We start from the raw sequence: 19,890 nt of genomic DNA on the forward strand, positions 1-19,890 counted from the left end.
TAAGATACTGGCGAAGATTGTTACAGACGGTAAAGATAAATTACGTCACGTGTATGATCCAACATGTGGGTCAGGTTCATTATTGTTACGTGTTGGTAAAGAAACGCAAGTGTATCGTTATTTCGGTCAAGAACGTAACAATACCACATACAACTTGGCGCGTATGAATATGTTATTACATGATGTGCGTTATGAGAACTTCGATATCCGTAATGATGACACGTTGGAAAATCCAGCCTTTTTAGGCCATACATTTGATGCGGTTATTGCGAACCCACCATATAGTGCGAAATGGACAGCAGATTCAAAATTTGAAAATGACGAACGATTCAGTGGTTACGGCAAACTTGCGCCAAAGTCTAAAGCAGACTTTGCCTTTATTCAACACATGGTACATTACCTAGACGATGAAGGTACCATGGCAGTTGTACTCCCACATGGTGTCTTATTCCGTGGTGCCGCAGAAGGTATCATTCGTCGTTATTTAATTGAAGAAAAGAACTACTTAGAAGCCGTGATTGGCTTACCAGCGAATATTTTCTATGGGACAAGTATTCCAACATGTATTTTAGTATTTAAAAAATGTCGCCAACAAGACGACAACGTACTATTTATCGATGCATCCAATGATTTTGAAAAAGGAAAAAATCAAAACCATTTAAGCGATGCCCAAGTCGAACGTATTATAGACACATATAAGAGTAAAGAAACGATTGATAAATATAGCTACAGCGCGACACTACAAGAAATCGCCGATAACGATTACAACCTAAACATACCGAGATATGTCGATACATTCGAAGAAGAAGCACCGATTGATTTAGATCAAGTCCAACAAGATTTGAAAAATATCGACAAAGAAATCGCAGAAGTTGAACAAGAAATCAATGCATACCTGAAAGAACTTGGGGTGTTGAAAGATGAGTAATACACAAAAGAAAAATGTGCCAGAATTGAGGTTCCCAGGGTTTGAAGGCGAATGGGAAGAAAAGAAGCTAGAAAGTATTATAAAAGTTAATTCTGGAAAAGATTATAAACATTTGGATAAAGGCGATATACCAGTCTATGGTACTGGCGGTTATATGACAAGTGTTTCAGAACCACTAAGTGAAATTGATGCTGTTGGTATTGGGAGAAAAGGGACTATAAACAAACCATATTTGCTTGAGGCGCCGTTTTGGACGGTGGATACATTATTTTATTGTACACCTAAAAAAGAAACAGACATACTATTTATATTAAGTTTATTTAGAAAAATAAATTGGAAAGTATACGATGAATCAACAGGTGTGCCAAGCTTAAGTAAACAAACCATTAATAAAATAAATAGATTTGTCCCTACAAATAAAGAGCAGCAAAAAATAGGCAAGTTCTTCAGCAAACTTGACCGACAAATTGAACTACAAGAACAAAAACTTGAATTACTTCAACAACAGAAAAAAGGCTATATGCAGAAAATTTTCTCACAGGAATTGCGATTCAAGGATGAGAATGGTAATGATTATCCGGAGTGGGAAAATGTAATGCTTCAAAAAGTTTTGAAAGACAAAACTGAAGGTATAAAGAGAGGACCTTTTGGAGGAGCATTAAAGAAAGATATATTTGTAGAAAGCGGTTATGCAGTTTATGAACAAAGGAATGCAATTTATGATATAAGTAACTTTAGATATTATATAAACGAAAATAAATATAAAGAAATGCAATCATTTTCGGTTCAACCAAATGATATAATAATGAGTTGCTCAGGTACTATTGGAAGATTAGCACTCATTCCTCATAATTATACAAAGGGAATTATAAACCAAGCGCTTATTAGATTTAGAACTAACCATAAAATTAGAAGTGAATTCTTTTTGATATTTATGAGGAGCAATCAAATGCAAAGAAAAATCCTAGAGGCAAATCCTGGGTCGGCAATAACCAATTTAGTGCCTGTAAAAGAATTGAAATTAATCCCATTTCCATTACCTGTAAAGTTTGAACAGGATAAAATTAGTCAATTTATACATATTATAAATCGACGTATTGAACAATCTGAAAAAAAGATTGAAAGTCTAAAAAATCGTAAACAAGGATTTCTTCAAAAGTTATTTGTTTAAATTTAGATTAGCAATAGAAAAATCAGAAGATTTTATAATAATATATTGCTCAGTGACATAATGATAATTACTCATATTTTTAAAGTTTTATTTAATATCAAACAGCAGATTAAAAATTCAGTAATAATCATTTTAATAAATACAAACAACTAAATTAAAATCCCTTCACTATTAGTTTAGCGAGGGGATTTTCGTTATGTATAAAAAAGTACAGATAAATTAATAATTTCTCAATATCATCCATTTATCTTCATTGTATTTAAAAGGGTCTCAAATTTTTCTTTAAGATTTTCGTTATTGTTTTTGAGTTTATTTATACTTTGTTGGGCTGCTTCGCTTGCTTTTCCTTCGAATGTACCTTCTAAATTTTGAGAAGAGTTATTAATTGTTTCAATAATTTCATTTAATGTTTGAGATTTTAATGCTACATTATTTTTAGCATTGCTAACCATATTATCAGTACTATTACGCATTTCTTGCTTTAATTGTTGTAATCTAGCTTCTTCTTGACTTTTCTTTGCATCTTTTGAGCTCATATAAATTACCCTCTTTAACTAAATAGTCCAAAAACATCGCTTTCTTCTAAATCTTTTTCTTCGAATTTATTTGCAGCAAATTCTAGTTTTTCAGCAAATTGTAGCAAGTCTTTCTTGTTTTGATCTAATTCCTGAATTAAGTCATCCATTAAACCACTATTATAAAACTTGAAATTACCTGAACTTCCTTCAACTGATAAAATTTCCATATATTGTTCAAGATCATAAGGTGTTATAAATTCATGTGAACCGCTTAGAAGCTCCGATTGATATTTATCTAAAATGCGATTAGCACCTGATATTGTTTCTTCTCTATATTCATCCAAGGCATTAATGATTTGATTATATAAAAATAGTCTATCACGAATTGTGCTAGCGATATTACGCACTTCATCAGGCTGAATCTTTACTTTTTTACCTGGATTTTCGGAACCACTTTTGGTTTTTTTAACAGAGATTTTCTTTTCTGCTTTTAATTTTTTACTATCGCCTCTTTTGGGAATTAATGGTTCGTCCTCATCATTTAGTTCATCATCAAAAGGATTTAAATCAATGCTTAAATCTTCTTTTTGTTTATTATTAAATCCTTCTATATCAAGATCATTTGATTCGAATAATTTATCTTTTTTATTGAGAATAGAAAAAGGATCAAAATCATTTTCACTTGTTCTATTTAATATAGAACTATCGATTTTAATAGAGTCGAAAAATCTGCTTTTTATACCAAATGGGTCAAATAATTGAAATCTGTTATTAAGAGATAGGTCATCATTAAATTGTTCAAGTTCTGGCATTTCCTTCACATTACCATCTGCATCAAAATCATTGTAAGATTCAAGTGTGTGTTGACCAATGAAAGGAAGGTCAGTTATAAATCCATCATAATGTGGCATTGATGTAATATTTTTGCCAATACGAGGATTAAAAAAATTCAAATTATTAATAGGATCATCAAAATGGCCAATATTGCGTATTTTTGAATCATAGACACCATTATCAATGTCTTTTTTAAAGTCGCCAGTAAATGAATGGTATACGTTAGGTGCTGCATATGTTGTACCGTTTGCTAGATTATGTTTTATTAAATTATATTGAGCTAAAAATGCACCTAAACTATGTCCTATTGGGTGTATCTCACTATCTGGATATTTCTTTTTTACTGATTCAGTAAAAGCATCACTTTCGTCCATTTGAGACGGTGCAAATTTAGCAGGTGTTCGACCACCGATAAGGGCTTTAGTATATAACACAGAAGAAAAACTAAATAGGTCATTTTTATCATTTATTGTATTGTAATTTTTGTTAATAGTTGAGTTATTTAAATCTTTATAATGATTATTAATTTTTAGATTATTTGTGTTATGATGAATGGGAAGTTGTAAATCAGTACGAATATCATTTAGACTAAATGGGTTAGTGCCAGCGTAACCTATTAAAAGTTGACTCTTATCAACTTTACCTTTGATTACTGGAGCGAAAACATATGCTCTAAACCCATTCTGGGTATCGTCGCGTTTTTCGATGACTTTGTATTGTTTATTATTTGAAAATGTATATACTTCATTTACTGATAAGTTATCATATGAATTTTCGGATAATATTCTTGCTTCGCTATCTCTTAATAACATGTATAACACTCCTTAAAAATAATAAAAAAGAGGTAATAATAAAAATGAAAAAATATATCAAACTAATTATTATATTAATTATAACATGTTTAATAATAGTAGGCTATTTGTTACACAAAGGTAAAAAAGATCATTATATTGAGACGCAAGAAAAGCGTATAGATTTGTATTTTAAATATAATCTTAACAATTATCATTCAATGAAAGTTACAAGTTTTAAAAAGAATCCAATGGGTGGATATTTTATAAAAGGATTTGTCAATAATAAAAAAAATTATAAATTTGATGCCGTGATATTTTCTGATACTAATAAACAATTTAAAGGAGATTTAGGTTATAAAGAGGATAAAATAGGTGAATTATTCAAAGAAAAAGACCCTAAATATAAACTCTCAGTCGATGAAATAATTGAAAAAGAACACTTGGATAAAAGTGAATATGAAGCCGAGCCACCGTTATTTTTCTTTTCAGGTCCAATTGAATAAATGTTATGAATAGAATGGATAAAAATATAATTATTTAAATTTTAAAGTAAATCAAATCATGATTTAAGATTATAAGAAAGAAAAATCTACTAATGTAAAACCAACAGTCATTTGGGTTGCTACGATTTTACAATCATCGTTAAACTCAGTATGCTTCATTAATTTAAAATAATCGTCAATAAATCCAATGAAAAGGAGATTGATTTTTTGAATAAAAAACCTCTTATGACTGTATATATAATTATAATGTTGATTCTAGGCGGAATCTTTTTGAAGATGAAATACGATGAAAAGAAATATTATGATGAACAAAAAGAAAGAATAATAATTTATATGAAGTATAATGTTAAAGGGTTTAAAGAAATACAATTCGAGGAACAAAAAGAAAACCCTTTAGATGGATTTGTTATTACAGGTTATATAAATAATGACAAGACTAATACTTTTTCAGCGCATATGTGGTCTGAAGATAATTATCAATTTGAATACATTTCATCATATAGTGATAAACTGGATAGAATGATGATAAAAGATGAAAAAACAGTTTCAGAATTAAAGAAGAAGATAAATAAAAAAGATGAAAATTAAAGTTTTAGTTACAGTAATATTAATAATTATAGTATTTGCTTTATATTTGAAAATAGGACATGATGAAAAAGAACAATACTATAATGAGCAAAAAGAAAGAATAACGATTTATATGAAGCACAATGTGAAAGGTTATAAAAATATAAGCTTTACTAATTTTAAAGAAAACCCAATGGATGGTTATTCTATTAGTGGTTATATAAATAATGATAAAAAGTTATCATTTACAGCTGGTATAAGATCTATTGATGATTTTCAATTTGATACCGATATTTCTTATACAAATGAATTGGGTAGAAAATTTATTAAAAATCCTAAGTCAGTTTCCGAAATTAAGAAAGAGCAAAATACGTCCAATAAATAATTGTTCATACTGAGATGAAACAAAAATATAAGTCATTAGATGAAATTAACCATGTTATAAATATTTGTAGTATCTATAAAAATCTCGACACTATTAAAATGATATAGTGCCGAGGTTTTCTTACTTATTTAGTTAATTCAAAGTTTATGCCAGATTCATAAGAATTTGTGACACTTTTAATAGTGTAACCTTTGATTATTACAATTTATCAAATGGTCCATTAGAAGGTATAAACAACAAAATAAAATTAATTAAACGTACATCTTTTGGTTATGGAAGTTACAATCATTTGCGCAATCGAATATTATTATGTTCAAAACTTTACGCTCCAAAAAGTAAAAAGGAAGTTAAGTTAAGCAATGTTTAGTTGTCTAACTTCCGATATTGAACGCATCAGTCCAATTTGACATAGAGCACTCTTTAGTTCTTGATGTTTCTCTTTAAAACCTTGCATATTTTACAAAAAGAAAAATCAGCAGTATAATTGAGATAACGAAAATAAGTATTTACTTATACACCAATCCCCTCACTATTTGCGGTAGTGAGGGGATTTTTATTGGTGCGGCTATATGTCACCTATTTTGTATTGCGTCTACTTAGCCAATAAGAAAAAAACGCAATGGCACAGCCACTGATGACTGGTGCTATGATGTGAACGAAAATAAGCATCACCTTATACACCTCCTCTCTGCGTCTAAATTGACGCCTGAGAGATAGGCGACTCTACTATTATATCATCTAATTGGACAAATTCTATGAGAGTAGATTTTGTTAATTTAAGAAAGAAGATCATTTAGTTCAGAGTTTAAGTTATAAATGGTTAGATTATATGAAAATGGTAAGCCAAGAAATGAAATTATACGCGAGTATGATTTAACACCTTTGACGTTAGGAAAAACAGCATTTTCATTTCGCCATTTTCCTACATTTTATAAACCCATATATAACAGGGTTATTTTATGTATTTATAATTATGTCAAGCAAATAATTTTTAAAAGTATTTTGAAACAACGTTTCATGAGGGGCGTAAACGGAACATAGAAAAAAGATAGCATGTCAAAGTTAATTGTTTTTTGAAATCTAAAATCTATAAGAAATAAATACTAAACTATGGGGGTTAAAATGAAAAAGAGATATGTATTTGTGGTAGTTGTTGCATTATTAATAGTACTAATTGTTATTGCATACACGTTTCACAAAAGTAAAAAAGAACATTATATTGAGACACAAGAAAAACGAATCGATTTGTATTTTAAGCATAACCTGAATCACTATAAGTCTATGAAAATAACAAAGTTTCAAAAAAGCCCGGTGAATGCTTACTTTATTAAAGGATATATAAATAATGATAAACAATATAAATTTCAGGCATATATAAATACAGGAGATGAAGGAAATCAGTTTAATAGTAGCATAGGATATAAGGAAGAAAAAATAGGGCGATTATTGAAAGAGAAAGATGCTAAAGACCGATTAACAGTGGATGAAATAATTGAAAAAGAACACTTAGACAAAAATGAATATGAAGCCGAACCGCCGTTGTTTTTCTTTTCAGGATCGCTGGATTAGATTCGGTTGTATGGTGTAATAAAAATTATTATTATCCTCACAATCATTAAAGGACAAGAGTATTAAAAAAAACATTACATAACATACAAAAAGTGAGTATTACGAATACCAAAATTAATAATACTCGCTTTTTTTGTATATATAATTGATTAAAACTATTGCTATACAGATAAACAGAACAATCTCTAAATTTAATAAAATAAACTCTTTTGACCATATATCAGATGTCGACTTATTAAATAGATTTAGGAAATTTCCAACAGGCGGTATAAAAAACAGCAAGAACTTTAGCACTGGATAGCTTTGAACTATCGCAAATTTAATTATTGATATAACATAAATCAAGACTAATAATAACCAACTATATTTTTGTGAAAAGAACTTTTGAACAGTAATAAATGAAGCAACTAATACATCAATCATTACTATAATTAAATGTAAATAAATGCTGAGTATTATGGTATAAAGATCAAATGATTCTGAAAAACTATTAGTAATAATTGGATATAAAATTGAAAACATAACCAATGGGATTGATGACAGGAAAGAAAATAACATTTTGTAATTTAGATATTTTAATTTACTGTCTAATTGAATAAAAAGCATATGTTTTTCTTGTATAGAATCTAAATTGAAATTTATAATTGTTAGCCAGGATAAAGTGGCATAAAGTAATATCATTGAACTAGCATAACTAGGCAATATCATCTGGTTTTTATAAAAATAAAAAAGCATTATCACAATGATAAAAAAAGCGTACGGAGGGATGAACGAATAAGATCGAAATAATTTTATATTTTGATATTTTATAAATGGCATAGATTCTCATCCTTACTTATTACTTTATAAACAGTTAAATTATTTTTAATTAGTGTTAACAATGTAATATTGGTTTTAGAAAAAGGTACAATAATTTTTGCTCTATTATTTTCATTTTCTTTTGTTATTTGAAAACTAAAGTTTAATGTTTGAATTGCTTTTTCAAAGTCTGCATTTGAAAAGTCGATAATAGTAACCTCTGTTGTTTTATTAAAATATTGCTTAGAAAAAGCATTGGATTTTAAGTCGAATGTATGAGTAATAATTTTTTTGTTTATATCGTATTCATGAGAAGAGATGATAATAGTTGCTTTACTTTTAATCTCACACAAATAATTAGCTAAAAAGTCAATGGAATCTTTATCTAGTCCTGAAAATGGTTCGTCCAAAATGTAAATATCCGCAGGTTTAACTAAGCATTGGATTATATTAATTTTTTGTCGAGTACCCTTAGAACAATTTTTTACTTTGAAATTTAAAAATTGTTTAAGACTGAAATTTGAAACGAGATGACTAATTAGTTTTGAATTTGAAGGTAATTTATAAATTTTTTTCAAATAATTAAAGTATTCATCTAAAGTCAGGTTTATAGAGATAGGAAATTGATCTGGTGCAAAATTCACTACGCCATTAGATATTAATTTTCCACTAGTTGGTTTATATAAATTGGCAATTAATTTCAATGTTACACTTTTTCCTGATCCATTATATCCATCAATTAATGTAATAGAATTTTTGGGTATAGTTAAATTTAGATTATTAAGTATAGTATTTCCGTTAATTGCTTTTTTTACATTATTTAAAATAACAATTCCCGTAGCCAATTAAAAAACCTCCATTTAATTCTAGACTGCTATTACTTGAAAATGAATAAAAAGTTGAAAAGTAAAGTACTTAAATCTATAGTTACAAAAATTCAAAATAGATACAACAAAAAGGTATTATATTTAATGATTTAACAAAGGCTTAAAATATATTATCTATTAAAAAATAATGGGTAATTGATATATATAATTGATTAAAACTTAAATGTTAATTCTAATTAAGGGAATACAATTCAAGACCATGCAAACTCATTTATAAACATTGTCCGTTTATAGATAGGTATGCGTGGTTTATTTTTATAAAATATATTTAATTACAGGTTTAAATATCTATAACAAAATCTCAACAGCAAAAAATAAATATCCATTAATCATTTATCTAGACTCAAGGAAATCATATATTTCTATTCCTTTTAACATATCGTCAATTTTAATGAGTAATTTCTCTACTAATATTCCAGGCAAATAGGCACGTGCTTTGGTGGCTTGCATCCATGCTGGTTTTGGATTATATTCGCCAATGTACCAATCAATGACTGTTGGTTTGATCATTTGACATAATCCAGCCACACCAAATTGGCCATTGGATTCTTTTGTAATAATTGCATGTAAAATTAAATGCTCGATTAAATCGCAGTAAACTAAGTTTTCTTTCTTTTGATAGTTGTATGAGTACTTAAATTCGGAAATGAATCTTAGGTCAGATAAGTTTTGGAATTTGTCCTCGCTTATGTGATGACAATATAATCCTTCACTAGCTCTAGTGTATTTTCCTTTTGAAATACTTTTGATTTCTCCATTTAAAAATCGCATGTATGATTTTTCCTTATAATAGTCATCGGTTACAGCGCCATATTTATTTAAAAGGTATGCTACAGCTTGCGAGTAAGTAGCGTCTAATAATTGACTATATTCATTATATTTAGCTGTATATTCGTTTTTCTCCATTTCAATAAACCTCTTTTCAAACTTTATAAAATGAAATACTTGTAACTTAGAAAGAATAAAATCAATACCCACATAGTTACGTTCGACTTTTATATGTCTATTACTTTTGCATAATGCGCCAATTGATTAATATTTTGTCATTGAATTCTACATTTTTGTATTGTTTTAATAGTTCTTCAGTTCTTTGTAAACAGACTGTAACTGTATCATCAATTGATAAATTAAATGCTGCAAAGTCTTCTAACTCTGTCCCTTTGTGAATTAAATCGATAATGTCTGGTTTCACACCTAGGGAAGAGAGTGTTTCCATCATATAAGGTGTAAAGAGCGTATGCTCTGCATTGTCGATTGAAATAATACCGAGTTTAAGTTGATTAAAAAGACCATGCATAGTCATTAAGGTGTATTTTTCAAGTTGTTGTATATTTTCAAATGTTATCATAGCGATTCTCCTAAAAATTACGAATAATCAAAGTATACCCTTATTTAACTTTAATTTCTGCTGAATTATTTTCACGGTTATCGTGTTTTTCTTCTTTATTAACAGCATTTTTATCGTTTTTATCATCGACTTTTTGATCTGGTATGTCATTTTGAATGGCTTTGTTATTGTCAATATCATGATGTTGAATGTCTTCCGGCTCATTATCCATTTCAGCTTGATCATTCATACCTGGATTATATTTAGGGCTTCTCTTTTTAAATGCTTCAAATTCTTCTTTATCTTTTTCTGACATATCATCAAAAATATTAATAATCGTACCATTGTGTCGATTAACAATAGCGCAACGTTTTAAAGGTGTACCAACTGCATCGCGGACTAAATGTTCAACATAATATTCATGTTCATTACTTCGTTCAAGATTTGTTTTAAAATTTAATGTTTGATATTCATTAACGCCTCTTGCTTTGTAATCGTTTCGAACGATATCTTCGGCTTCTTGTGGTGTCATTTGCTTTTCTGTATTTGACTGTGTAGAGTTGTCAGTTTGTTGCGTCTTTTTATTAGTGTCATTTGATTTACTACTATTTTCTTTATGTTGATTAGCACCACAGGCGGTTAATAGTGACAATGATAATGTGATTGCAACGATAGCTTTGAATTTCATTTTTTTATCTCCTTGATTTGATTATGTATAATTAATTTTTCCGTAAAAGAAGGGTAGCCGAGCTACCCTGAAATTTTATTCTGTTGAAGCGTCGTTCATGCTATCTTCATTGTGAATATTTTGACTAGGTGATGCTTCACTAGTGGTAGGTTTGCTCTGGGGCATGGGCTCTACAGGAGCAGTTTCCTCGTTAGATTCACTTTTTTCTACACTAGATTTATCACTTTTAGACGCATTCTGCTTATCCTCATCTTTACTAGACTTTTCGCTATCTTCAGAATCAGTATCCGCACTAGAAGTTGTAGCAGGTGTAGTAGCCGAAGCTTCATAATTTACATTATCGCTATTTGAACTCGCAACAGCTACTTCTGTATCTTGCTTGTCTTTTTTAGCTTTTGATGTTTTTTTAGCATCGGATAAATCAAATGTAATCTTCTTGACGCTAAATAAACTAGAAATAACTTCTAATTTTTTATCTTTTGCGTTGGCTATGTTTTCTGACACATCGAAAACAATTTTACCTTGAGCAGTGCTATCAGGATTTATACGCTGTAAGAAAAATGAATTTTCTATACTACCATTGTCACTTTGATTAGCAGACATTGAACCTGTATTATCTGCTTCAAATGTTTTATCACCGGATTTTAGCTTAAACATTGAACTATCAATTGTTAATGCTTCTTTACCTTTGTTTTTAATCGTCACATCAGCAACGACAAATATACCTTTAGCGTTTGTTGGTGCAAGAGATGGTCCTACAGATTTCATAGTTTCCACTGAATTTACAGTGACTTCAAGGTCGCCATTTTTAACAGTTTCACCGATTTTATGGGTTTTGTTCGTTTCTTTAGAACTATTTCCGCCAAGGTTACCTGTAATACCAGCTGTACAAGCTGAAATACCGATGATAATTAAAATAAATAATACTAGACAACCACCACAGCCCCAGAACCATCCTTTTTTAGATTTCTTTTGTCTGTATTGCTGGTTCTGTTGGTTTTGTTGATTTTGGAAAGCTTGGAATTGTTCCCATTGTCTTCGCTCTTCTTCGCTTTTGAATTGATTGCTCATGCCTAAAAAATCTCCCTCATTATTTACTATGTGATTAGTGCATAAAGCTAAATACAATTTGAATTCAATTCGCTTGTTGTTTAATATTTATCAGGTTCACATGCACGTTTATCTTTATCTCTATCTAAATGTGGTCGATATGCTGGATGATCGGCAGTGACACCATTCGGATATACTTGTCTAAGTTGCTTACAATTAGCAAATGATTGTTGCTTGTTTGTTTCAGTTGATGGTGAAGTCTTAGGTTGAGTGGATTGATGATGGTCACTTGGTTGTTGCTTTTCATTTAAATCATCTTTCAAGTCATCTTGTGATTCTTCTTCTGCAACGTTTGGTGTGTTAATTTCATCATCTGATTGATCTGTTGTTGTTATTTCATCAATTTCATGTTGATTATTTTCAGTATTTTCATTTGCGAGTACTTCTTCGGTTGATTGTAAATCCTTATCTGTTTCTGATTCTGATTTTTCTTCAGGCATATTTTCACTTTTATCTTCGTCTTTTTGAGTTAATTGCGTTTTTGATGATTGATTACTAGTGGAATTGTCATTATTACTAAACATCGTTGAACAGGCTGATAATAAGATAATTAATAAAATAAAAGAAATAAGGCAACCGCCGCATCCTTTTAACATGCCACGTCTTTCAGAATTTTTAGCAGATTGGTTTTGATTCTTGTTGTTCTCTGTATTCAAAGGTAAATCTCCTCTATATTTATATGTTATTTTCATGATTTACTACATAAAACCTGGATGCATTTAAGAGGGAGTTATTAAGTGTAAAACGCTTTCACTATATCACATAATAATATTTTACCAAATTAGTAGTAGAAATACTTTAATTTTTTTCAAAACTTTAAAAATATTTTTGGGTTGTAGAAGTGTTAATTTAATAATTGTAAAGTTGTATTGCAACTCAAAATGACACGAACATGACAACATAATTTAATAAAATAATAATTTCTATTTGCTATAATATATTGTATTTATTTTTAGAGGTGTTGCTTTTGAAAAAGTTTGTAAAATTCAAGGGGATGAAAATTTGTTTAATGCTATATCTACTGATTTTTTTAAGTAGTTGTGGCACAAATAATAAAATAGTAGGCCAACGATTTGAAATACAACAACATAATGAAACAATAGGTAGTATTTACTTTTCAGCAGACTATGCACATATAAGAGGTATAGAAAAAGGCACTGTAAAATATTTTGTAGACAAAGTAGGCAGCAAACGTTACTTATTTATTGAATATATTCCGGATAATGTATTGAATTGCAAGCCGGACTTTTGGAAAACGTTAAAATATAAAAAGGACAAGGTAACATATTATGTATATCTCATTGAAAATTTAGATGATGAAGTATTCCATTTAAGTGCATTACAAGACATGAATCGTATACCAATTGACATTGCAGATGATGTGGCAACAATGGGTAAATCACCACATCAAAATGATAGAATGACACTAAAATTAAATAAAAATAACTGATAATAGTAGACGAATGATATAACGATATGTATTGAGCATTATAACAATCATATCAATGAATCAATTCGTCTACTTTTTTATATTTTTAAACATAACCACTGCTAGAATGTCATAAAATCGTTATAATTATAATGTAAATGATTTTGGAGGAATAGCGCATGGACTTTTGGTTATATAAACAAGCACAACAAAATGGACATCATATTGCGATAACAGACGGTCAAAAATCTTATACTTATCAAAATTTATACTGTGAAGCGAGTCTATTGGCTAAAAGACTCAAGGCTTATCAACAATCTCGTGTCGGGCTATACATAGATAATTCGATTCAATCGATCATTTTAATACATGCTTGTTGGTTGGCAAATATTGAAATTGCGATGATTAATACAAGGTTGACACCTAATGAGATGACGAATCAGATGAGGTCAATCGATGTACAATTGATTTTTTGTACCTTGCCACTGGAATTGCGAGAGTTTCAAATTGTATCGCTGGATGATATTGAATTCGCTGGAACGGATATTACAATGAACGATTTAATGGACAACACATTGGACATCCAATATGATACATCGAATGAAACTGTGGTGCCGAAAGATTCGCCGCCCAACATATTAAATACATCATTTAATTTAGATGACATTGCATCGATTATGTTTACATCAGGGACAACTGGCCCTCAAAAAGCGGTGCCACAAACGTTTCGTAATCATTATGCCAGTGCAATCGGATGTAAAGAGAGCTTGGGATTTGATCGTGATACTAATTGGCTATCTGTCTTGCCGATTTATCATATTTCGGGTCTCAGTGTACTTTTAAGAGCTGTTATTGAAGGGTTTACTGTGCGCATTGTTGATAAATTTAATGCCGAACAAATTTTAACGATGATAAAAAATGAACGCATCACACACATTTCGCTTGTGCCACAAACTTTAAATTGGCTTATGCAACAAGGTTTACATGAACCTTATGATTTACAAAAAATATTACTTGGCGGTGCTAAATTATCTGCCACTATGATAGAGACGGCATTACAATATAACCTGCCAATTTATAATTCATTTGGTATGACTGAGACATGTTCACAATTTTTAACAGCAACACCGGAAATGTTGCATGCACGTCCTGACACTGTAGGGGTGCCAAGTGCCAATGTTGACATAAAAATTAAAAATCCTAATAAAGAAGGTCATGGAGAATTAATGATTAAAGGCGCCAATGTGATGAATGGATATTTGTATCCAACAGATTTAACGGGTACGTTTGAAAATGGTTATTTTAATACGGGTGACATTGCTGAAATAGATCATGAAGGTTATGTCATGATTTATGACCGACGTAAAGATTTAATTATTAGTGGCGGTGAAAATATTTATCCATATCAAATTGAAACGGTAGCGAAGCAATTTCCAGGTATCAGTGACGCAGTATGTGTAGGGCATCCTGATGATACTTGGGGTCAAGTGCCTAAATTATATTTTGTCAGTGAAAGTGACATTTCAAAGGCACAATTGATTGCATATTTATCACAACATTTAGCGAAATATAAAGTGCCGAAACACTTTGAAAAGGTTGATACTTTACCTTATACATCAACAGGTAAATTACAAAGAAATAAGTTGTATAGAGGATGATTTGATGAAGTTGACAGCTTTGCATTTTTATAAATATAGTGAGCCATTTAAGTCACAAATTGTAACACCGAAAGTCACTTTAACGCATCGTGATTGTTTGTTTATCGAATTGATTGATGATAAAGGAAATGCATATTTCGGGGAATGTAACGCTTTTCAAACAGATTGGTATGATCATGAAACAATTGCTTCAGTAAAACATGCGATTGAGCAATGGTTCGAAGATAAAAGAAATAAATCATTTGAAACGTATGAAGCAGCACTTAAATTAGTAGATTCATTGGAAAATACGCCTGCTGCAAGGGCAACTATTGTCATGGCATTGTATCAAATGTTTCATGTACTGCCTTCATTTTCAGTAGCATATGGAGCGACAGCGAGCGGCTTATCAAATAAACAACTAGAGTCATTGAAAGCAACAAAGCCGACCAGAATTAAATTAAAATGGACACCTCAAATCATGCATCAAATTAGAGTGTTACGGGAATTAGACTTCCACTTTCAATTGGTTATAGATGCAAATGAGTCCTTGGATCGTCAAGATTTCACACAGTTACAGTTATTAGCGCGCGAACATATTCTTTATATCGAAGAGCCATTTAAAGATATCTCAATGCTTGATGAAGTAGTGGATGGAACAATACCTCCAATAGCCCTTGATGAAAAGGCGACATCACTATCGGACATAATTAATTTGATAGAATTATACAATGTGAAAGTTGTTGTATTAAAACCATTTCGTCTAGGTGGCATTGATAAAGTGCAAACGGCAATTGATACTTTGAAAAGTCATGGTGTAAAAGTGGTTATTGGCGGCATGTACGAATATGGTTTAAGCCGTTATTTTACAGCGATGCTTGCTCGTAAAGGTGATTATCCAGGAGATGTTACACCAGCAGGTTATTATTTTGAACAAGATGTGGTGGCGTATTCAGGCATATTAAAAGAGGGGCGACTTGAATTTCGCCCCCCTTTAGTAGATATAACTCAATTACAACCATATTAATGGTTATGTTTATGTGAATGCTTGCTTGCTGACTTGTCTTTTTTTAACGGAACAGGGTCAAAGCCACCTTTATGAAGCGGATGACATTTTAAAATACGACGGATGCCTAAATAAAGGCCTTTGAAAGCACCGTGGTATTGAATCGCTTCTCTAGTGTACTCTGAACATGTAGGATAAAAACGACAAGTTGGTGGAGTGAGTGGCGAAATGAAACGTTGATAAAAATGAATCATCGCCAAGAATATCTTTTTCATAATTAATGCCTCCAACGATAGTAATTAACTATTATATTAACATACAATGTAGGGATGTGATGCGCGTGAAGTTTAGGGATAAAGATAATCGTCAAGTTAATTTGACATTTAAAAAGAATAATGAGATAGCAGATGGCAATCATGTGCTAGCTATTCCAACGTTTAAAAATCAATTGCTTTTTACCAAACATAATTTACGGGGTATTGAATTTCCTGGTGGTAAAAGGGAACGCGGGGAAAGTAGTGCTGAAGCAGTTACCCGTGAATTATATGAAGAAACAGGCGCCAAAGTTAAAAATATTCATTACATAGCACAATATAGCATTGAAACACATGATCAAACTGATTTTGTAAAAGATGTATATTTTATCGAAGTTGAATCATTGGTAAGCAAGAACGATTATTTAGAAACAGCAGGGCCAGTGTTGTTTAACTGTATCAATGATATTGAACTCGCACAACGGAGTTTCTTACTGCAAGATAGTACCATTTTAAAATGCGTAGAGAGGGTGCAATCACTTGGATTTTATCAAACGTAAACGAATGCCAATTGAATCTTTTACGCATCAATTCGAAGAAATTACATATTTGTCAGATGATTTACAAGTAAAAGCTTTAATGATGACACCACATCATGAAGTAAAACGCATTGTAGTATATTTGCGAGGTGGCAAAGGTCAAGTAGGACGTGTGCGCGCAGGTAGATTAATGCAATTTTCAGATAGTCAAACTTTAGTGATTGGGCCATACTACCGAGGTGACAATGGTAGTGAAGGTAAAGATGAATTTTATCGTGGCGATTTAAATGATGTGACGCAACTATTAAGATTGCTACATGATAAATATCCGCAAGCTTTTATTCATATGGTTGGTTTTTCAAGAGGTGGACTACAAGGGTTGTTGACATTTCAAGACTTACCTGTAAATAGTTATATCATCTGGGGTGGAGTCTCAGATATTGATTTGATGTATGAAGAGCGCGTTGATTTAAGAGGTATGCTACGAAGAATGATTGGTCATCCAAAAAAAGATCGAGCAGCATATGAGGCACGCCAAGCGATTCCAAACATTAATGAAAACAGTCCACCAATATTAATTGTACATGGAGGGAAAGACCAGCAAGTTGGTATTCATCATGCGTATTATTTAGCGGATCAACTAGAGTTAAAAGGGGCCATACATGAAACATTTTATCAAATGGCAGAAGGACATGTGCCAAGACCTCCAGCGATGGTTGAAACATTGGCTTATATTAAAGAGTTTATGAACCAAGTTGAGTCGCATAGCTAGTATGATACGTGGTGTGCGCATGGGAACTATCAATCTTTGAAGATGTGTGATATACGTTGAATGAGGAATCGGTATTTAATGCAAAGTGGGGCAACATGCATAGCGTAAGGGATCGGTACTTTATGTGAAGACGTGCTGCTTCCATTGAATGAGTGATGCGAGTTTGGCATGAAGGTCACCTTAAATGTGCATTGTTGTAATAAAATTGCCTATAAATTTTTTACCAATTAAAATAAGAGGAGCCAACCATTGTTAAAATATAACAACGGTTGGCTCTTTAATTAGTATTCAAATTTATTTGTTGAAGCTACCTTTTTTGGCAATATGTTCAACTTTTTCACCAAATTTTTCGAAGTTCTTTTCAAAACGTTGAATTAAATCTTCTGCTTGTGCTTTATATTTCTCTTTGTCGCTCCAAGCATTAATTGGATTTAAAATTGTTTTCGGTACATCTTCAATTTCTACAGGAATACTTAAACCAAACGTACTATCTTTTGTATATTCTGCATTTTTCAATTTGCCAGAAATCGCTTGGTTTACCATTTGACGTGTGTAATGTAAGCTGATTCTACGTCCTACACCATATTTTCCGCCAGTCCATCCAGTATTAACAAGATAAACATCAACATCATGTAAATCGATAAGTTCACCTAATAAATCAGCGTAAACAGTAGGGTGTAACGGGAAGAACGGTGCGCCGAAACATGTTGAGAATGATGGTTCAGGTTCTGTCACACCACGCTCTGTACCAGCTAATTTAGAAGTGAAACCACTCAAGAAATGATACATTGCTTGGTCTTTATTTAACTTTGAAATCGGTGGAATAACACCAAATGCATCCGCAGTTAAGAAAATAATTGTATTTGGATGTGCTGCTTTTGATGGTACTACAATATTGTCAATGTGATTAATTGGATAAGCGGCACGCGTGTTTTCTGTATAACGATTGTCTTCAAAGTCCACTGAACCATCTTCTGCAACTACAGTGTTCTCTAGGATTGCACCATATTTGATTGCGTCAAAAATCTGTGGTTCTTTTTCTTTGGAAAGATTAATTGCTTTTGCATAGCAGCCACCTTCGATATTAAAGACCCCGTTTTTATTCCAGCCGTGTTCATCATCACCGATTAGTTTACGGTGTGGGTCAGCCGATAAGGTTGTTTTACCAGTGCCAGATAGACCAAAGAATAATGCAACATCGCCTTTTTCACCAACGTTTGCTGAGCAATGCATGCTCATAATATCTTGCATCGGTAAGAGATAATTCATTACAGAGAAGATACCTTTTTTCATTTCACCAGCGTATTCAGTGCCGCCGATTAAAATGACTTTGTGTTTAAATGAAATAATGACAAAAGTTTCAGATTTAGTACCATCAACTTCTGGATCTGCTTTAAAATGTGGGGCAGAAACGATAGTGAAGTTAGGTTTAATCTTTGTAGCTTCTTCTTTTGATTCAGGTCTAATAAACATATTTTTAGCAAATAAATTATGCCATGCTAATTCATTGATGACTGTAAGTTTTAACATTGTATCTTTATCGCTACCAGCGTAGCCTTTAAATACGTATAGTTCATCTTTTTTATCTAAATAGTCTAGTACTTTATGGTATAACTTCAAGAAAGTTTCTTCATCGATAGGTTGATTAATTTCTCCCCAATCAATGTTATCTCTATATGAAGGTTCAGAGACAAAAAATTTGTCTTTAGGCGAACGACCAGTATATTTTCCAGTACTTGCATTAACAGCACCAAGTTCTGTTAATACCCCTTCGTTATTGTCTAAGATTTTATTATAAAGTTGTGTCGTCGAAAGTTGAAAATGTGACGTTGGTTTTTTCAGTAATTTGTCAATTTTAGTTGTTTCAGTGTATGTGTCTACTGACATCCTAAATCCCTCCAAAGCGATAATTTAAATGTAAGCCTTTACATTTAATTAGTATAACACATTAACATAATTAATCTACAATATTTTACTGTAAATTTATTTGTGAAAAATTGACATTAATTCATTAATTAGGTACTATTATTTTTAACGGATTCTCTTATCCTGAGTGGTGGAGGGACATGGACCCAATGAAACCCAGCAACCTCTTTTTTATAAAAGAAAGGTGCCAAACCGTTTGCAGACAAATAGGTCTGAACGATAAGAGCGAATGGACGTATTAGGCCTTC

23 protein-coding genes, 1 pseudogene and 1 riboswitch are annotated in these 19,890 nt (G+C 31.3%); of the genes and pseudogenes, 12 read left to right on the forward strand and 12 right to left on the reverse strand.

Annotated elements, in window-relative coordinates; genetic code table 11:
* Together JV528_RS06515 and JV528_RS06520 are read left to right on the forward strand one after the other, a co-directional pair.
* On the forward strand, nucleotides 1–928 hold a 928-nt coding region (locus tag JV528_RS06515), incomplete at its 5' end, for a type I restriction-modification system subunit M (RefSeq protein ID WP_204177694.1).
* The gene (locus tag JV528_RS06520; RefSeq protein WP_000072562.1) at nucleotides 921–2,099 is read left to right on the forward strand and encodes a restriction endonuclease subunit S; all 1,179 of its coding nucleotides are present in this window, start codon (nucleotides 921–923) and stop codon (nucleotides 2,097–2,099) included. The genes JV528_RS06515 and JV528_RS06520, both read left to right, overlap by 8 nt.
* A 236-nt stretch (nucleotides 2,100–2,335) precedes the next feature.
* Here JV528_RS06520 and JV528_RS06525 read toward each other — a convergent pair whose 3' ends face one another.
* The gene (locus JV528_RS06525) at nucleotides 2,336–2,635 is read right to left on the reverse strand and encodes a WXG100 family type VII secretion target (RefSeq protein ID WP_000095391.1); all 300 of its coding nucleotides are present in this window, start codon (nucleotides 2,633–2,635) and stop codon (nucleotides 2,336–2,338) included.
* A gap of 14 nt (nucleotides 2,636–2,649) precedes the next feature.
* Nucleotides 2,650–4,263, reverse strand: coding sequence for a lipase (locus tag JV528_RS06530; protein ID WP_204177692.1), 1,614 nt, complete (start codon nucleotides 4,261–4,263; stop codon nucleotides 2,650–2,652).
* Between the two features lie 44 nt (nucleotides 4,264–4,307).
* Here JV528_RS06530 and JV528_RS06535 point away from each other — a divergent pair, with 44 nt between their 5' ends.
* The 4 genes and pseudogenes from JV528_RS06535 to JV528_RS06550 all read left to right on the forward strand — a co-directional run.
* Nucleotides 4,308–4,748 carry a DUF1433 domain-containing protein gene (locus JV528_RS06535; protein WP_000759945.1) on the forward strand — a complete coding sequence of 147 codons (441 nt, stop codon included), beginning with the start codon at nucleotides 4,308–4,310 and terminating at the stop codon, nucleotides 4,746–4,748.
* A 207-nt stretch (nucleotides 4,749–4,955) separates the two neighbouring features.
* Entirely contained in the window at nucleotides 4,956–5,336 is a 381-nt protein-coding gene (locus JV528_RS06540; RefSeq protein WP_001035978.1) for a DUF1433 domain-containing protein, read from the forward strand.
* The gene (locus JV528_RS06545) at nucleotides 5,326–5,700 is read left to right on the forward strand and encodes a DUF1433 domain-containing protein (protein ID WP_000695817.1); all 375 of its coding nucleotides are present in this window, start codon (nucleotides 5,326–5,328) and stop codon (nucleotides 5,698–5,700) included. The genes JV528_RS06540 and JV528_RS06545 overlap by 11 nt, the downstream gene beginning before the upstream one ends.
* 187 nt (nucleotides 5,701–5,887) lie before the next feature.
* A pseudogene (locus JV528_RS06550) lies at nucleotides 5,888–6,067 on the forward strand (transposase); the annotation flags it as partial.
* Here the strand turns inward: JV528_RS06550 and JV528_RS06555 are convergent.
* Together JV528_RS06555 and sprA1 are read right to left on the reverse strand one after the other, a co-directional pair.
* Entirely contained in the window at nucleotides 6,053–6,154 is a 102-nt protein-coding gene (locus JV528_RS06555; RefSeq protein ID WP_001791232.1) for a hypothetical protein, read from the reverse strand. The pseudogene JV528_RS06550 and the gene JV528_RS06555 overlap by 15 nt on opposite strands.
* A gap of 122 nt (nucleotides 6,155–6,276) precedes the next feature.
* Nucleotides 6,277–6,372 (reverse strand): type I toxin-antitoxin system Fst family toxin SprA1/PepA1, encoded by a 96-nt coding sequence (sprA1, locus tag JV528_RS06560; RefSeq protein ID WP_001801861.1) that lies wholly within the window; start codon nucleotides 6,370–6,372, stop codon nucleotides 6,277–6,279.
* Nucleotides 6,373–6,822: 450 nt separating this feature from the next.
* Between sprA1 and JV528_RS06565 the strand changes: the two genes are divergently transcribed.
* Nucleotides 6,823–7,269 (forward strand): DUF1433 domain-containing protein, encoded by a 447-nt coding sequence (locus tag JV528_RS06565; protein WP_000747806.1) that lies wholly within the window; start codon nucleotides 6,823–6,825, stop codon nucleotides 7,267–7,269.
* A gap of 806 nt (nucleotides 7,270–8,075) precedes the next feature.
* Here JV528_RS06565 and JV528_RS06570 read toward each other — a convergent pair.
* The 6 genes from JV528_RS06570 to JV528_RS06595 all read right to left on the reverse strand — a co-directional run bounded on the left by JV528_RS06570 (nucleotide 8,076) and on the right by JV528_RS06595 (nucleotide 12,771).
* Nucleotides 8,076–8,912: an ATP-binding cassette domain-containing protein gene (locus tag JV528_RS06570; RefSeq protein WP_204177690.1), complete on the reverse strand. Its 837-nt coding sequence runs from the start codon at nucleotides 8,910–8,912 to the stop codon at nucleotides 8,076–8,078.
* A gap of 375 nt (nucleotides 8,913–9,287) precedes the next feature.
* Entirely contained in the window at nucleotides 9,288–9,860 is a 573-nt protein-coding gene (locus tag JV528_RS06575; RefSeq protein WP_000414210.1) for an SAV1803-related protein, read from the reverse strand.
* 100 nt (nucleotides 9,861–9,960) lie between these two features.
* Nucleotides 9,961–10,302, reverse strand: coding sequence for a DUF3969 family protein (locus JV528_RS06580; RefSeq protein WP_000627544.1), 342 nt, complete (start codon nucleotides 10,300–10,302; stop codon nucleotides 9,961–9,963).
* Nucleotides 10,303–10,342: 40 nt separating this feature from the next.
* Nucleotides 10,343–10,969: a hypothetical protein gene (locus JV528_RS06585; RefSeq protein ID WP_000669034.1), complete on the reverse strand. Its 627-nt coding sequence runs from the start codon at nucleotides 10,967–10,969 to the stop codon at nucleotides 10,343–10,345.
* 75 nt (nucleotides 10,970–11,044) lie between these two features.
* Complete coding sequence (locus tag JV528_RS06590) at nucleotides 11,045–12,040, reverse strand: DUF4352 domain-containing protein (RefSeq protein WP_000070664.1); 996 nt, start codon at nucleotides 12,038–12,040, stop codon at nucleotides 11,045–11,047.
* Between the two features lie 80 nt (nucleotides 12,041–12,120).
* Complete coding sequence (locus tag JV528_RS06595; protein WP_078061111.1) at nucleotides 12,121–12,771, reverse strand: excalibur calcium-binding domain-containing protein; 651 nt, start codon at nucleotides 12,769–12,771, stop codon at nucleotides 12,121–12,123.
* A gap of 302 nt (nucleotides 12,772–13,073) precedes the next feature.
* On the opposite strand from JV528_RS06595, the gene JV528_RS06600 reads away from it, so the two are divergent.
* From JV528_RS06600 to menC, 3 genes are all read left to right on the forward strand, one after another.
* Nucleotides 13,074–13,529 (forward strand): DUF4909 domain-containing protein, encoded by a 456-nt coding sequence (locus JV528_RS06600; protein ID WP_072460539.1) that lies wholly within the window; start codon nucleotides 13,074–13,076, stop codon nucleotides 13,527–13,529.
* 158 nt (nucleotides 13,530–13,687) lie between these two features.
* On the forward strand, nucleotides 13,688–15,166 hold the full coding sequence (gene menE, locus JV528_RS06605; protein WP_000348386.1) for an o-succinylbenzoate--CoA ligase: 1,479 nt from the start codon (nucleotides 13,688–13,690) through the stop codon (nucleotides 15,164–15,166).
* A 4-nt stretch (nucleotides 15,167–15,170) separates the two neighbouring features.
* Entirely contained in the window at nucleotides 15,171–16,172 is a 1,002-nt protein-coding gene (gene menC / locus JV528_RS06610; protein ID WP_000778510.1) for an o-succinylbenzoate synthase, read from the forward strand.
* Here the strand turns inward: menC and yidD are convergent.
* Nucleotides 16,169–16,426 carry a membrane protein insertion efficiency factor YidD gene (yidD, locus tag JV528_RS06615; RefSeq protein WP_000718107.1) on the reverse strand — a complete coding sequence of 86 codons (258 nt, stop codon included), beginning with the start codon at nucleotides 16,424–16,426 and terminating at the stop codon, nucleotides 16,169–16,171. The genes menC and yidD overlap by 4 nt on opposite strands.
* Before the next feature lie 65 nt (nucleotides 16,427–16,491).
* Here yidD and ytkD point away from each other — a divergent pair, with 65 nt between their 5' ends.
* On the forward strand, nucleotides 16,492–16,965 hold the full coding sequence (ytkD, locus tag JV528_RS06620) for an RNA deprotection pyrophosphohydrolase (protein WP_000672018.1): 474 nt from the start codon (nucleotides 16,492–16,494) through the stop codon (nucleotides 16,963–16,965).
* A gap of 4 nt (nucleotides 16,966–16,969) precedes the next feature.
* Nucleotides 16,970–17,716, forward strand: a complete 747-nt coding sequence (locus JV528_RS06625; protein WP_014532648.1) for an alpha/beta hydrolase family protein — start codon at nucleotides 16,970–16,972, stop codon at nucleotides 17,714–17,716.
* A 294-nt stretch (nucleotides 17,717–18,010) separates the two neighbouring features.
* Here the strand turns inward: JV528_RS06625 and pckA are convergent, their stop codons facing one another.
* Nucleotides 18,011–19,603, reverse strand: a complete 1,593-nt coding sequence (pckA, locus tag JV528_RS06630) for a phosphoenolpyruvate carboxykinase (ATP) (protein WP_000109907.1) — start codon at nucleotides 19,601–19,603, stop codon at nucleotides 18,011–18,013.
* Between the two features lie 154 nt (nucleotides 19,604–19,757).
* A riboswitch (SAM riboswitch) is annotated at nucleotides 19,758–19,868 on the forward strand.
* Nucleotides 19,869–19,890: the final 22 nt, after the last annotated feature.

This window comes from Staphylococcus sp. GDB20D11A (genome assembly GCF_016893255.1).
Taxonomy (GTDB): Bacteria; Bacillota; Bacilli; order Staphylococcales; family Staphylococcaceae; genus Staphylococcus; species Staphylococcus aureus.